Origin of the sequence: Pseudomonas sp. QS1027, assembly GCF_002814235.1 — a bacterium.
In the GTDB taxonomy this organism is placed as follows: domain Bacteria; phylum Pseudomonadota; class Gammaproteobacteria; order Pseudomonadales; family Pseudomonadaceae; genus Aquipseudomonas.
In genome coordinates, this window is record NZ_PHSU01000014.1 from 97,256 (window position 1) to 112,029 (window position 14,774).

13 protein-coding genes are annotated in these 14,774 nt (G+C 63.0%); all 13 read left to right on the top strand.

The annotated features are described in order from the left end of the window. The first annotated feature begins 9 nt into the window (after positions 1-9). The 13 genes from CWE01_RS13470 to CWE01_RS13525 all read left to right on the top strand — a co-directional run bounded on the left by CWE01_RS13470 (position 10) and on the right by CWE01_RS13525 (position 14,736). Positions 10-876 (top strand): 4'-phosphopantetheinyl transferase superfamily protein, encoded by an 867-nt coding sequence (locus CWE01_RS13470; protein ID WP_100941021.1) that lies wholly within the window; start codon positions 10-12, stop codon positions 874-876. A 138-nt stretch (positions 877-1,014) separates the two neighbouring features. Continuing rightward, positions 1,015-2,379, top strand: coding sequence for a cytochrome P450 (locus CWE01_RS13475; RefSeq protein WP_100941022.1), 1,365 nt, complete (start codon positions 1,015-1,017; stop codon positions 2,377-2,379). Beyond that, positions 2,376-3,314, top strand: a complete 939-nt coding sequence (locus CWE01_RS13480; RefSeq protein WP_100941023.1) for a VOC family protein — start codon at positions 2,376-2,378, stop codon at positions 3,312-3,314. The genes CWE01_RS13475 and CWE01_RS13480 overlap by 4 nt, the downstream gene beginning before the upstream one ends. Before the next feature lie 47 nt (positions 3,315-3,361). Next, positions 3,362-4,717, top strand: a complete 1,356-nt coding sequence (locus tag CWE01_RS13485) for a class I adenylate-forming enzyme family protein (protein WP_100941024.1) — start codon at positions 3,362-3,364, stop codon at positions 4,715-4,717. Continuing rightward, positions 4,714-5,481: an SDR family NAD(P)-dependent oxidoreductase gene (locus tag CWE01_RS13490; RefSeq protein WP_100941025.1), complete on the top strand. Its 768-nt coding sequence runs from the start codon at positions 4,714-4,716 to the stop codon at positions 5,479-5,481. Before CWE01_RS13485 ends, CWE01_RS13490 begins: the two co-directional genes overlap by 4 nt. Beyond that, entirely contained in the window at positions 5,475-5,798 is a 324-nt protein-coding gene (locus tag CWE01_RS33575) for an acyl carrier protein (RefSeq protein ID WP_121140477.1), read from the top strand. Before CWE01_RS13490 ends, CWE01_RS33575 begins: the two co-directional genes overlap by 7 nt. Then, on the top strand, positions 5,795-8,041 hold the full coding sequence (locus CWE01_RS13495) for a polyketide synthase (RefSeq protein ID WP_177410476.1): 2,247 nt from the start codon (positions 5,795-5,797) through the stop codon (positions 8,039-8,041). Before CWE01_RS33575 ends, CWE01_RS13495 begins: the two co-directional genes overlap by 4 nt. Continuing rightward, complete coding sequence (locus CWE01_RS13500) at positions 8,042-8,284, top strand: hypothetical protein (protein ID WP_100941027.1); 243 nt, start codon at positions 8,042-8,044, stop codon at positions 8,282-8,284. After that, a complete protein-coding gene (locus CWE01_RS13505; RefSeq protein WP_157815215.1) occupies positions 8,274-8,657 on the top strand; it encodes a Rieske (2Fe-2S) protein in 384 nt (127 codons plus the stop codon). Before CWE01_RS13500 ends, CWE01_RS13505 begins: the two co-directional genes overlap by 11 nt. A gap of 64 nt (positions 8,658-8,721) precedes the next feature. Further along, positions 8,722-10,308, top strand: a complete 1,587-nt coding sequence (locus tag CWE01_RS13510; protein ID WP_100941029.1) for a class I adenylate-forming enzyme family protein — start codon at positions 8,722-8,724, stop codon at positions 10,306-10,308. Between the two features lie 59 nt (positions 10,309-10,367). Next, positions 10,368-12,353 carry an alpha/beta fold hydrolase gene (locus CWE01_RS13515; protein ID WP_100941030.1) on the top strand — a complete coding sequence of 662 codons (1,986 nt, stop codon included), beginning with the start codon at positions 10,368-10,370 and terminating at the stop codon, positions 12,351-12,353. 40 nt (positions 12,354-12,393) lie between these two features. After that, positions 12,394-13,812 carry a Rieske 2Fe-2S domain-containing protein gene (locus CWE01_RS13520; RefSeq protein WP_100941031.1) on the top strand — a complete coding sequence of 473 codons (1,419 nt, stop codon included), beginning with the start codon at positions 12,394-12,396 and terminating at the stop codon, positions 13,810-13,812. Positions 13,813-14,034: 222 nt separating this feature from the next. Then, on the top strand, positions 14,035-14,736 hold the full coding sequence (locus tag CWE01_RS13525) for a LuxR family transcriptional regulator (protein WP_100941032.1): 702 nt from the start codon (positions 14,035-14,037) through the stop codon (positions 14,734-14,736). Positions 14,737-14,774 lie beyond the last annotated feature (38 nt).

A 14,774-nucleotide genomic window follows, 5' to 3' on the forward strand; every position in this document is an offset into this window, starting at 1 on the left:
AGGGTGGCGATGGAACGCGGGTTGTCATTGCCGGCTGGTGAGATACAGATCTGGGTCTGTCGCGACGAAGCGATCGACGATCCGCAATTGCTCCGCTACTACGAGTCAATGCTGTGCGCCGCCGAGCGCGAGCGTCTGGCACAGTTCCATTTTGCCCGTCACCGTCATCAGTACCTGGTCACCCGGGCGCTGGTGCGGCACGTGCTGTCACTCTATCGCCCCGACATCGGCCCCGGCCTTTGGCAGTTCGGCAGCAATGCCCATGGCAAGCCGGAGATCGCCCCAGGGCTTGAACCGGCACTGCGCTTCAACGTTTCCCACACCGACGGCCTGGTGGTCATGGCAATCTCGCGCCAGGAAGTCGGGATCGACGTCGAGAATACCCGGCGGGAGGGCGAGTGGCTGCCGGTTGCCCAGCGGTTTTTCGCGCCGGTGGAGTGGCAGGACGTGCAGCAGCGTGATCTGGCGCAACGCCAGCGACGCTTTTTCGAACTGTGGACGCTCAAGGAGGCCTATGTGAAGGCCCGCGGCACGGGACTCTCGCTGGCGTTCGACTCTTTTGCCTTTCGCCTGGGCAGACCATGCGCCGAGACCCTTGAATTCAGCGCGATGGACGACTGTCAGGGCCACTGGCGATTCTGGTCGGGCCGGCTCCTCGATCAATTCTGCCTGGCCCTGGCGGCGCCGGGCCGCGTCCAGGGGCCAGGGCTGTCGCTGAGCGTGGGGGAGATCGTCCCCGGGGTGGAAATCCGCGATATCCATTGCGTCTGCCACTGGCATGACCGTTTCGCCAGCCCCTTGCGCGGCGTGGCTTTGCCGGCGATTGCCCGACCTTCCCTGACCCTTCGAGCGGCCCCGACCTATCAGTGCTTATAGGTTTGGCCGGCGGCGCTTTTGGTTATTCTTTTTCCCTCGGGTGGCTGCCAGCACCGCTGGTCGTCCGTCCGCCGCGATTCGCCGTGGCTTCGGTGAACGGGCGGGGCGGAGCCACTAACGGGATTCGGGAGAACAGCGATGACGTCATGGGCAAGGGAGATGGGCAAGGATTCCAACAACCGCCAGCTTCCCCGGGTCAAGGGATGGCCGTTGCTGGGCAGTGCCTATGCGCTGATTCGCGACCCGCTGGGTTTTCTCCGGCGGACACGGGAAACCCATGGCGATGTGTATCGGGTCACGGCGGCCCATATGGACTTCGTGGTCCTGGCCGGGATGGAAGCCAACCGCTTCGTCGCCGACAAGGGCAAGGACTGCTTCGTTTCCAGTGGCTTCTGGGAAGGCACCCTCAAGGAAATGCAGTGCCCGCATTCGTTCATCGGCGTTGACGGCGATGTCCATCGGTTCCAGCGCAACCTGATGAAACCGCTGTTTTCCAAGACCGCCTTCAACGAACGTATCCCCGAACTGGCCGATATTTTCAAGGAAACCCTGAGCGTGCGCTACGACTCCACGCAACGGGTGTCGGAGCTGTTCCGCCACGTGCTGTCCCGGCAGATCGGCGGTTCGCTGCAAGGCTACCAGCCGACGCCGCAGGAAGTGGAGGCGCTGATGCGCTACCAGACCACGGCGATGAATGTCTGCTCGCTGAAAAAATGGCCGCGAATGGCGCTGTGGATGCCCGGTTATCGGCAGGCGAAAAAGCAGGTCCAGGCCCTGGCTGATCGGATCATCGCATCCGAACGGACCCAGGAGCAGGGCCTGGGGTATTTCCAGACGCTCAAGGAGCACGGCCAGGATGTCCATCCCGAGTGGTTTACCCCGGGTGACATGCGCAACCACGCGATCATTTCCTACCTGGCCGGCATCGATACCGTCGGTGCCACCTTGAGTTTCATGCTTCTGGAGCTGTTCAAACAGCCCGAGTTGCTGCGCCAGCTCAGGGCCGAGGTGGATGCGGTGTTCAGCCAGGGAATCCCGGATGCCGATGGCCTGGACGGCATGGAAACGCTGAAGAACTTTATCCGCGAGGTCATGCGGCTCTATCCGACGGCCTACGCGGTACGCCGCACCGCGGCGAGGGACTTTGTCTTCCAGGGCTACAGCATCGACAAAGGCCAGGACATCATCCTGTTCACCACCGCCAATCACACCGATCCCGAGTGGTTCAAGGAGCCCTTGCGGTTCGATATCACGCGCTACCAGGCCCCACGGATGGAGCATCGGGCCAATGGTGCCTGGGCCCCGTTCGGCCGTGGCGCACATACCTGCATCGGCGCCGGCCTGGCGAATATCCTGCTGTCGCTGAACCTGGCGTTGTTTCTCTACCACACCGACCTGCGCCCGGCCTGTGACCTGAAATCGATCAAGATGGATTTTTCCAATCCGAGCGCCGGGCTGGATGAGCGCTTCGCCATTTCATTTTCCCCACGGGGCGCGGCATGAGCCTTGAAGCGTTGGTGTCGACACCGAGCTTGTGCCAGATCGCTATCTGCACCGCGGACGCCGCCGCGAGCATGGGTTTCTACGCGGCGCTGCTGGGGCTGTACGCCAGTGGCAGCTTCGCCGTCCGTGGCACGACCGCTGCCCGTCTGCTGGAACTGGAGCGGGTGTCGGCGGTGAACCACTGGATGGCGGGGGGCGGCGAATTCTTCCAGTTGGAGCTGTTCGAGTTCAGCGAACCACGACCGTCCTCCCAGGCCGCCACGGAGCGCACGGGTTATGAGCGGATTTTCGTCGAGGTCGGCGATATCGAGGCCACTTTGCGCCAATTGAAATCCAGCGGCGCTTGCACCTTGGCGACCGACCTGGAGCGGCCGACCGTCGTTCGCGACCCGGATGGCGTGCTGATCGAACTGGTGGCCGGCGATACCCGCCTGCGCCATGGAAAGGTCGTTGGCGTAAGCCTGGTGGTCGATGACCTGCCCGATGCCCTGCGTTATTTCCGCCAGGCCCTGGGTTTGCCGCTGTCATCGACGCAGCGGGAGGAAAACGCCTTTGGCAGTGTCCGCAGCTTTCGCTTCGATGCCGGCGCGCACTGGATCGAGCTGCTGCACCGTCCCGGCGCGGCCGGGGTCAGGCCATTGAACGAACGGGGCCTGATGAATATTGCCCTGGGGGTCAGGCGGCCCCGGGATTTCAGGGCCATCTACCAACGGGTGTTGAACAACGGTTTTACCTCCAGTACGCCGCCGATTGGTGGCGCACTGTCCAACGTCGTCTATTTGCGCAGCCGCCAGGGCGTGTCCGTGGAGTTGCTCCAGTTGCCGGCCTGGATGGATGCGATCTGGGGCTTTCGGGCGCCGGGGGCGCTGGCCCGGCTGGTGCGCTCGGCGATCGGCTGGCTGGTCGGCGGCCGGACCGGGCAAACGCGACGCTAGCGGCGAACTTCGACGGCGCAAAACCACTGAACAGGGGTAGGGCAGACATGGATGCAACGCGCAATTGGGTCAGTGAGCGCCTCGCCTCCTTTGGCGAGCGGATCGCCTTGATCGCCGACGGGCAGCAGTACTCGTTCAACCAGATCCTCGAGGCCATGACGAGTTGGGACGATATCCTGCAGCGGCAGGGCATCGGGCGGCACACGGTGATTGTCAACGGTGACTACACGCCGATCACGATTGGCGCGATGCTGGCCTTGTACCGCCGGGGTGGCGTGGTGGTCCCGCTGAATCGGGCCGACGCCGCCAAGTGCGCCGCCGTGGCACGCTGCACCAGCGCCAGCTACCTGATCGACACCGAGACTTTCCAGGCACCCCGGGCGCTCAGCGTCAGCGAGCCACTGCATGAACTGGTGCTGGGCCTCTTCGAAGCCCGGGAAGCCGGCCTGATTCTGTTGAGTTCAGGCAGCAGCGGCGAACCCAAGGCGATCCTGCTCGCCCTGGACCGGTTGTTCGCCAAGTACCGCGACATTCAACGTTTCCAGCCACGCACCACGGCGGCGTTCCTGTTGTTCGACCATATCGGTGGTTTCAACACCTTGCTGCACTGCCTGTTGACCGGCGCCACCCTGGTCCGCCTCGACTCACGGGACCCGGCGCGGATCTGCGCGCAGATCGCCCGGCACCGGATCCAGCTGCTGCCGGCGACTCCGACCTTCCTCAATATGCTGCTCTGGGGCCGGGTCTACGAACAGTACGACCTCTCCAGTCTCGAACTGGTGACCTACGGCACCGAGACCATGCCCGAATCGACACTGGCCAGCATGGTCAAGGTCTTCCCCGGGGTGCGCCTGAAGCAGACCTACGGCATGAGCGAGCTGGGCATCCTCGCCACCCGCTCCGAGGCGGACGATTCCCTGTGGATCCAGATCGGCGGCGACGGGGTCGAGGTCAAGGTGCTGGACCAGATTCTCTGGGTCAAGGCCCGCACGGCAATGCTCGGCTACCTGAATGCGCCCTCGGTGATCGATGCGGACGGCTGGTTGTGCACCGGCGACCTGGTCGAGCGGCGTGGCGACTATTTCCGGATCCTCGGGCGCGGCGAAAACCTGATCAATGTCGGCGGGCTGAAGGTCCTTCCGGTCGAGGTGGAAAGCCAGTTGCTGCAGCTGGCCTTCATCAAGGATGTCGTCGTCTGGGGCCGTCGCAGCCCGGTCACCGGACAGATCGTCGCGGCCACGGTGGTGACCGACGCGACGCTCGAGCCCGCCGAGGCCAAACGCCAGATCACCCTCCATTGCCAGCAACGGCTGGATGACTACAAGGTGCCGCGTCATATCGAATTCGCGACGGGGCAACTGCACAGCGAACGTTTCAAGAAGCTCAAGGTGGCCCAGCAATGACCGACACAGCGCGCGGACTTCATCCGACCGGCGAGACCGGTGCGACAAGCAAAGGCACCATCATCGTCAGCGGTGGCAGCCAGGGGCTCGGGCTGACGCTGGTGCAGCGTTTCCTCGACGCCAACTACAAGGTGGCGACCTTCAGTCGCCGCCATAACGATGCCGTCGGCTTGTTGCAGGAGCGCGACGACTTCCACTGGCAGTCGGTGGATTGCACCGACTATGCAGCCCTGAATGCCTTTGTGCAGGGGGTGGAAAAACGCTTCGGCAGCATCGCCGGGCTGGTCAACAACGCCGCCACCGGCAGCCAGGGCATTCTTAGCACGCTGCTGGTGGCCGACATCGATGCGGCCCTCGATATCAATCTCAAGGGCCAGATCTACCTGACCAAGCTGGTCACGGCAAAACTGCTTAAAGCGGGGGCCGGGAGCGTGGTCAATGTCTCTTCGATCAATGCCATCCGCGGGCATTCCGGGTTGACCATCTATAGCGCCACCAAGGCCGCCATGGACGGTTTGACCCGCAGCCTGGCCAAGGAGCTCGGGCCGCGCAACATCCGGGTCAACTCGGTATCGCCGGGCTATTTCGCCAGCGACATGGTCAAGGACCTGAGCCCGGAGACCCTGCGTCGGATCGAGCGCCGAACACCGCTGGGGCGCCTGGGCACCCAGCAGGAAGTGGCGGACCTGATCGTCTACCTGATGGATCGGGGCACATTCATCACCGGGCAGAACATTGCGGTCGACGGAGGTTTCACATGTTAGAACAACAGGCACTGGATCAGGTTTTCAACGAAGTCGAGCGGGAAATCGCCCAGATACTCGCGGCCAAGGGCGGCCCGTTCATCGTGGTCGAGGCCCAGAGCCGCTTCAGCGACCTGGGCATGAGTTCCCTGGAACTGGCGACCCTGGTCAGCACGCTGGAAAGTCTCTACGACGTCGATCCGTTCGCCAGCGATGTGGCGATCACCAGCATCGTCACCGTGCGCGACCTCTGCCAGGCCTATGCGGGCACGCTGCACCACACGCTGCGTGGCCAGGACCCGCTCGACGCCGAACTGCTCGAGCTGCGGCGCCTGTGAACCGCGCAGCGGATGGCGGCAGGGTGGAGCTGGCGATTGTCGGCCTGGCCTGTCGTTTTCCCGGTGCCGGCGACCCGCTCGCGTTCTGGCGCAACCTCTGCGCGGGACGGGAGTCGATTGCCGAGCTGGACCCGCGGCGTTTGCGTGAGGCCGGTGTGAGCGATGCCGTATTCGCCCATCCGGACTACATCCGACGTAGCCCGGTGCTGGAGGACATCGAGTCCTTCGATGCCCGGTTCTTCGGTATCCCGGCCCGGGAAGCGCTGCTGCTGGACCCGCAGCACCGGCTATTGCTCGAAGTCGGTTATGCGGCGCTCGAGGATGCTGGCCATGTACGTTCGGCGCAGCGGGCCATGACCGGGGTCTTCGCCTGTGGCGGTGGGATCACCACCAGCTACCTGCAGCATTTTGGCGCCCGGCTCGATCCCGAGCACCAGGAAACCGCCAGCCTGGTGCACCTGGGCAATGACAAGGATTTCCTCGCGACCCGGCTGTCGTTCAAGCTCAACCTGACAGGGCCGAGCATGACCGTGCAAACCGCCTGTTCCAGCTCGCTGGTGGCGCTGCACCTGGCTTGCAATGCCTTGCGCCTGGGGGAAATCGATATCGGCCTGGTGGGCGCCAGCGCCATTCGTATTCCTCATCATGTCGGTTATGTGCGCGGCCAGAGCCCGCTGCTATCCCTGGACGGACGCTGTTCGCCGTTTTCCGCCGAGGCCAGCGGCACGGTGTTCGGCAGTGGGGTGGCGGCGGTGGTGGTGCGGCGCCTGGCCGATGCGCAGCGCGACGGTGATCATGTCTACGCGGTGATCAAGTCGACCCAGGTCAACAACGACGGGGCAATGAAAATCGGCTACACCGCCTCCAGCGTCCCGGGGCAGGCCAAGGCGATGGTCCGGGCCATGGCCAGCGCCGATACCGATGCGCGGCGGATCAGCTACGTCGAGTGTCATGGCACGGCGACGAAGATCGGCGACCCGCTGGAGATCAAGGCACTGGAGAAGGCCTTTCGGCTCGACACCGATGACCAGGGTTTTTGTGCCATCGGCAGCGTGAAGTCCAATATCGGCCATCTCGAACAGGCGGCCGGCCTGGCCAGCCTGATCAAGGTCGCCCTGATGCTCAGGCATGACACCCTGGTGCCGTCGCTCAACTACCACCAGGCCAATCCGAATATCGATTTCGAGCGCTCGCCGTTCCGGGTCGTGACCGGCACCGCGCCGTGGTCGGCAACCCTTGGGCAACGGGCGACAGAACCCCGTCTGGCCGCGATCAATTGCCTGGGGATCGGCGGGACCAATGCGTTCAGCATTCTCCAGTCGCCTCCGGATAATCCGGAAGAGGTGTCAGCCGCCGTCACGGGCCTGCCGGTGTGTCTCTCGGCCAGGACCCGGGAGCAATTGCAGGCCTATCTGCAACGGTTCGCCGACTTCTGCCGCGAACATCCGGACCTGGACCGGCGGGCCCTGGCCCATACGCTCAACATCAGCCGCGCGCATCATCGGGAACGGCTGGCGGCGGTGCTGGCGCCGGAGATGGACCTGGCAACCTTCTTCGAAGAGGCCGTGCGTCGGCTCGCGGACCTGCCGCCGACCTTTACGCCACGGCGCCTGCTGTACGTCTGCGATCAGCCGCTGGCGCTGGACGAGGTCGCCCTCGGCGCTTTTCTGGCCGCGCCTCGGCATCTCCGGTTGGCCGAGGATTACCGGGCCGCTCTCGAGCGGCTGGCCGGCGCCACGTCCTCTGTGGCGCTTGAAGCGCAACGACGGGCCCTGGCGTTCGAGGTTGCCCTTTATCAGCAACTACGGCGCTGGGGGCTGGTCTTCGAGCAGGTCGTCGACGTCGGTTTCGGGCGCTGGGTCCGTCGTTACCTGGAGGCTGAAGCCGCCCTTGAGCAGGCACCGCGAGGATTCGAGACCCTGCTCCAGGCGCTGGCCGCCGCGGGGGCCGAGCCAGTGCCTGATGCGCTGACCTGGGCACATCCCCAGGCGACCCTGGTGATCAGCCGCCAGGCCGGTGTACCTGCGCACCCGGAGGTCGGGCGCTGGCTCGCACTGACCGGCGGCCTGTTGTCCTCGGACGATATGGACCGCCTGGTCTGCAAGGTGCTGGAGGCGGGTGTCGAGTTTGATTGGGACAGTTATTACAGCGGTTCGCGCCAGCTCAGGCTGTCGTTGCCGACCTATCCCTTTGCCCTGGAACGTCACTGGCCCGATCCGGCCAGTCAGCAGGAGGAACCTTGAATGCAGATTACCCGCCAGGTGGTCCGGGAGGCGCTGAACCTCGCCCTCGGGCGCGCGGTTGAAGTCGAGCCGGACGTGCCGTTGATCGAGACGCGACTGAAGATCAACTCGCTGACGATGCTGGCGTTGTTCGCCCAGCTGGAGCAGGTCGCCGGGGTCCGCGTGAGCCAGCAGGATGCCATTGGCCTGTACGGCTTCAGTATCGATCAGATCGTCCAGTGGTTTGTCCGACATGAGCGTTGAGCGGCAAGGGAGTACGCCGGATAGGGATCAGACCGATCAGGGCTATCGGTTCGCCGCCCTGCGGGAGGCCTTGCGCGAGGGCGAAACCCTGAGCGTCAAGCTCGATGGCCAGGACCTGTTGCTCTGCCAGTACCGCGAGCGGGTCTACGCCTTCGAAAACCGCTGCCCGCACCAGGGCCGGGCCATGGACGGTGCGTTGATACGGCGTGGGCAGCTGGTCTGCCCCCATCACGGCGCCCGTTTCGATCTCGAGACCGGAGCGCCTTCGGGTCCCTTGGCCCGCTGTGCACTGAAGGCCTTCGAAGTGCGCCTGATCGCCAGCGATGTGCTGGTCGACAGCCAGCCGAAGGGTGTGACCGACAGCGTCCCGTGAGGTCCCCCGGTGGGAGCCGTTCCATCAGCAGCGCCGCTTGTCGGCCGGACAAGGAGAAGTTGAGATGCAACAGTCGAACGCGGGTGATGAACACAATGTGTGCCGGGAGCTGGGGCGTATCTGCGCTCTGCATGCCGAGCGTACCGCCCTGTATCTGCCGGACCTGGGTGGCGATGCCAGGCTCAGCTATGGGCAGTTGGATCGCGCGGTCGGCGCGGCGGCGGCTTTTCTCGCACAGTCGGGCCTCAAGTATGGGGAGCGCTTGCTGGTGTGCCTGGACACTGAAGTGCATGTCCCGTTGCTGGTCTTTGCCTGTGCCCGGTTGGGGGCGACGGCGGTGGTGGTCGGCAGCCGCCTCAGCCAGGAGGAAATGCACTATGTGTCGGGCGATGCGGCGCCCTCGATGATCGTCACCAGTAGCGAGTGCCTGGCGTTGTTCGACAGCCCGCCGGCCGCTGGGTGTCCGACTGTTTTCGTGGTGGCCGGGCCTGGCGAGGAAACGCCGGGGTTGCGGTTGTTTCCGTCGATCGAGGCGCTGTGTGAGGACGCGCGGGAGGTGGTGCCCATCGCGCCGGTCGCCGCCGAGCATCCGGTCCTGGTGCTCTACACCTCCGGGACCACCAGCCGGCCCAAGGGTGTGGTGATTTCCCACGCCCATCTGCAATGGGCGGCGCAGAGCAATATCCGCCAGTTGGGGCTCAGCGAACGGGACGTGACCCTGGTGTTCTTCCCGCTCTGCCATACGATGGCGTTCTCCTATCAATTGCTCTCGTCACTGTTTGCCGGTGCGGCGGTGGTCCTGCGACGGGTTTTCAACCCGGCCAGGTTCTGGAACGACGCACAGCGTTTCCAATGCACCTGGGCCGCCATCCTGCCCTTCGTCTGTCATGCCCTGGCGGCACTCGATGTCCCGGCGCAACACAGCTTTCGCTTCTGGGGGTTTCCGAGTCGCAACCAGGACGTGGAGGCTCGGTTCGGCGTCAGGACGCTGGGCTGGTGGGGCATGACCGAGCTGTTCGCGCTGGGCTGCGTGACCTCGTCGGCCGAGGGCGCGGATGCCAATTATTCGATCGGCAAGCCGGTGAGCGGATATCCCTATCGGATGAGCGAGGTGCGTGACGACGCCGGGCCGTTCAAGGCGCGTATCAGCGGCGCCCTGGAGCTGGCCGGCGAGCCCGGCCGGACCTTGTTCGTCGGTTATCTGAACAAGCCACGGGAGACCCGCGAGGCGTTTACCGAGGATGGCTGGTATATCACCGGCGACCGTTTTTTCCAGAACGACGACCAGGTGCTGTTCTTCGATGTTCGCCTGAAGGACATCATCAAGGTCGGCGGCGAGAACGTCTCGGCCGCGGAGATCGAGTTCGCCGCCTACGCCAGTGCGGTCATCAGCGAAGTCGCGGTGATCTCCAGGCCCGATGCCTTGCTCACGGAGATCCCCGTGTTGTTTGCCGTACTCAATGCCGAGGGGCGTGCGGACCAGGCGCTGGCCCGGCAACGCATCCTGCTGGCCTGTCATGAACGCCTGGCGGACTTCAAACGCCCCCGTGAGATTGTTTTTCTCGATGATTTTCCCCGTGCCGGTCTGCGCAAGGTGGCCAAGGGCGAGCTGCGCCAGATGGCCCTGCGGATGGCCAGCGAGCCGGCTTGAGGATACAAGGACCGGGCTGGGACAGCCGGGTGGAACCCCACCGTTGCGAGGAACGCGACATGAAAAAGCTTTATGTAACCGGCGGCACCGGCTTTTTGGGCAGCCACTTTATCCACCAGCATCTGTTGACCGGCGAGTATGAAGTCACTTGCCTGGTCAGGGGCCGCGATGACAACGAATGCCGGCACCGTATCCGCGATGCGGTGTTGAGCGCGGGCGCGCACTATCCGGTGGGCGGGCGTTTGTACTTCGATGGGCTCAAGGCGCGCCGGGCCGATATCACGCTGCCGCTGCTGGGCTTGGATATCGCCGGGGCGAGGGCGGAGGTCGAGGACCAGGCGGTGTTTTTTCATTTTGCCTCGTCGCTCAACTTCGAGGAAAAGAACCGCGAGATCATCTACGAGCACAATATCAATGGCCTGAACCATGCCTTTGACGCGGCCCTGGGGCTGCGCTGCAAGACTTTCTTCTACGTGTCGACCGCTTACACCGCGGGTGTCGGCTCGGGGGAGGTCGGTGAAGCGCTGCACGAGGGCTCGCAGTTCAACAATTACTACGAAGAAACCAAATGCGCGGCCGAGCATCTGATCGACCGCCTGTGCGCGGCCAGCGGGATCAACCTGGTGATCATCCGGCCTTCGATTGTCATCGGCCCACGCCTGTCGAAATCCGCCGGCGGTAGCAGTACCGGACTCTACGGCTTCATTCGCGAGCTCAGCCGGCTCAAGCGGGCCATGCGCAACACCGAGCAGACCGTCAGGCTGTCGGGCAATCCGCAGGCCAAGATCAACCTGGTGCCGGTGGACGAGGTCTGCCGGGACATCATGGCCGTCTACAACACCTTGCCCGAGCGACCGAGAGGGATCTTCCACGCCACCTCCGCGAGCAATATCGCGGTCAGTGCGCTGCTCGAGATCATCTCCCGGGCCGTCGACCTGATGGGCCTGCGGGTCGATGAAGGCACCCTGGAAAATGCCTCGGCGGTGGAGAAACTGCTGGCGCGCAAAACCGTGTTCTACAACCCCTACATCCACAACACCAAGACCTTCCTGCGGGCCGACGGCGCGGGCTGTCGCCTGAACCTGGACGAAATCGAGGCCTACATCGCCGGCGGCGTGGAGGCCTTGAGCCTGCGCAAACCGGAACTGCTGCGCCAGTATGTCGTCGATACCGCCGACCAGGTCCCGCTGAACGTCTATGCCTCCCGGGATCGGCAAAAGGAAACGGTGATCTTCATCAATGCGGTAGGCATGCCGCTGGAGCTGGCCAATCGGCTACGGGAGTCCCTGGAAGACGATTTCCGCTTCGTGACCTGGGAAAGCCGGGGCATCCCCAGCCCGGTGGAAGATATCGATCGGATCGATGTCAGCGTGCAGGCCCATGTGGGGGACCTGCAGACGATTTTCGAGTACTTCAATATCGAGAAGGCCCATGTCATCGGTTGGTGTTCCGGGGCCTACATCGCCTACCACGCCCGAGGCCTGGAGCAACTGGCGAGCCTGACGCTGATCAATGGTGCCTATGGGCTGGTGGGGGCGGAGGAGGATGAAACGGCGTTCATGCGCAACCTGCGGCAGGTGCTGCCGCTGATTTCGCAATCCAGGAGCACCGCCGAACGCTTCCATGCGTCGTTTTTCGCCCGCTCTGGCGAGGGCAATGCGCAAGAGGCGCAGCAACACCGGCAGACCAGCGAAATCCTCGATGCCACCGACCCGAACCTGATTCACCTGACCAGCCTGCCGTTCGAATCGCCGGAGTCGCTGTATTGCTATAGCCGCGCCATCACCGCGCTGCAGGTCGGTGAACAGCCGTTGCAGGAGGTGTTGCTGACGATCCCCTGTCATGTGATTGCCGGCAGTTGCGACGAAGCGGTGAGCCCCCAGGAGTCCCGGCGTTTCAGCGCACTGCACGCCGGTGTCGACTACTCGGAAATCAGCGGCATGGACCACTTCGGGCTCTATAACAACCTGGGTCTGCTCGAGGTGGTGGCGACCTATATCAAGAACCTGGGCAGTGCTGGCGACACCCGCCAGGCAAACCCTTGAACGTTTCCCGGGCGGACCTGGCAAAGGTCGAGGAGGCAGGATGAACAGCAGGCTCATAGATCACGTCGCGGACTTGTCGATGCCCGCGACCTACCAGGATGTCCTGGACAACGATGGCCAGGAGACGATCTGCGCGGACATGCGCGAGCATTTTCCGGCGCGGCCGCAGCTCCAGAGCATCGACCGCGAGGCCTATCTGTCGGCCGATTTCCATCGCCTGGAAATGGATCGGATGTGGTCGCGGGTCTGGCAGATGGCCGCTCGCGAGGAGCAGATCCCCGAGGTGGGCGACCTGACCCTGTATGAGATCGGCGACCTGTCATTCATCATCGTGCGCAGCGACACCGAGCAGATCAAGGCCTACTACAACAGCTGCCGCCATCGCGGCCGCCGCCTGTGCGCCGGGGATTCCAGTGTCAGGGAGCTGCGCTGTCCCTACCATGGTTTCGCCTGGGACCTGGACGGTGCCCTGAAGCGCATCCCCGCCGCCTGGGATTTCCCCGACCTGGACTGGAAAGGCCGGCGCCTGCTCGAGGTCAAGGTCGACACCTGGGGCGGCTTTGTCTTCATCAACATGGATGCCGGCTGCGAATCCCTGCACAGCTATATGGAAAGCCTGCCGGCCGAGTTGCAGGTCAATCGCTACGAAGGCAAGTACATCGCCGGTCACAGCCAGCACATCCTGCCCGCCAACTGGAAGAACGTCATGGAGTCGTTCATGGAGGGCCTGCATGCGGCGCAAACCCATGGGCATACCTGGGCCCACCTGAGTGACATCCTGCAATACGACGTGCGGCCGGGAGAGCGCCATGTGAGTCGAAGTTTCCATGCCGTCGGCTTGCAGGTCGGGGAAGATCACGCGCCGATTGCCGACCAGGAGATCATGGACCGCTTCCACCAGAATGTGCAGAACGGCAAGAACGAGACTGCCGGCCCCCGGTTGCCGCCAGGGACCAGTGCCCGGCGCTATATGGCCGATATCATGCGTTTGCAGTACGGGCTTATATCCGGTCGCGATGTCAGGAACTTATCGGACGCCGAGGCGGTCGATGTATTGCAGTATTCATTGTTTCCCAACCTGATTTTGTTCAGGGGTATATCGCTGCCTCCGGTTTTGCGCTTCCGCCCGAACGGGAATGACCAGAATAGTTGCATTTTCGACCTGTTCTATCTGGTGGATGTTCCAAAGGGGTGCACGCGACCGGAACCTGCCGCAACGGTTTATATGGCGCCGGATGATACTTACGAAGCGGCCGGTGTACTGCCCGACTGGCTAGGTTACGTATACGACCAGGATATGGACAATATCAAGAATATGCGCGCAGGGCTGGCAGCGCTGAAAGATGACTCATTGGTCTTGAGTCGAACCCATGAGTCGAGGATCAGGCACTTTCATGAAACATTGACAGGCTATCTTGAAGGGGCCTGCGCGACGGATCCGAGCCCCGGCCCGCGCTGAATCCAGGGCATGAAGAAAAAATAATTTGACATTCTTGCCGTCTTGGCTAAGTTTGCTCCTGCTTGTGAAATATTTTGTTACATTTGTGCTGCCTGTACAGTTAGTTGGCGTGGTTCTTGAATAACCATACCTTTGTGAACAGCAGTGGAAAGTGTCAGGTTGGTGCATCCTTGAGAGGGTGCATTAATGGGATTGCAGGCCTGATGCTCAACAGGAGGCGCTATGTTTCAAGAATTCTTGCAATGTCGGACATTGGATGAATGGAGCCAGTTGTTATTCAAGGCGGCGGGAAAACTGGGGTTCTCATCGGTTCTTTTCGGTATCAAACCGACGATCAGTTCACCTTTTACCGCGTCGGTTATTATCAGCAACTATTCGCGAAGTTGGCGGGAGGCTTATGATTCGGGCGGTTATCATGAAGTCGACCCGGTGGTCTTTCATTGCCTGAACAGTTCGGTGCCGTTGTTGTGGACGGAAAACAACTTTCACACGCGCCCGGAACAGGAACTGTATGAAGCGGCGAGGGCGCACAATGTGCGTTCCGGCTTGTGCATGCCGATCCATGGGCCGAGTGGCGAGTTCGGCATGCTGAATTTCCTCTGCGACGAATCGGCGACCGCGGACGCGCTGCACCCCGAGCGTCTCGGGGCGCTGGTGCTGATGCGTGACTATGCGATGCAGTCGTACATTCATTTGCGCTCATCCGCCGATGAACTCGACGTTCCACCGAAGTTGACCGCCCGTGAACTGGAGTGCCTGAAGTGGGTGGCGGCGGGGAAAACCTCCTGGGAGATTTCCCGGATCCTTTCCTGTGCCGAAGTCACGGTCAATTACCATGTCAGCAATTTCATGCGCAAATTCAATGCTGAATCTCGACAGCATGCGGTGATCAGGGGCATTCGCTCCGGGCTGGTCATGCCCTGATGTCATTGCTGTGCTCGTTTTGAGCGGGTAGCCAGAGT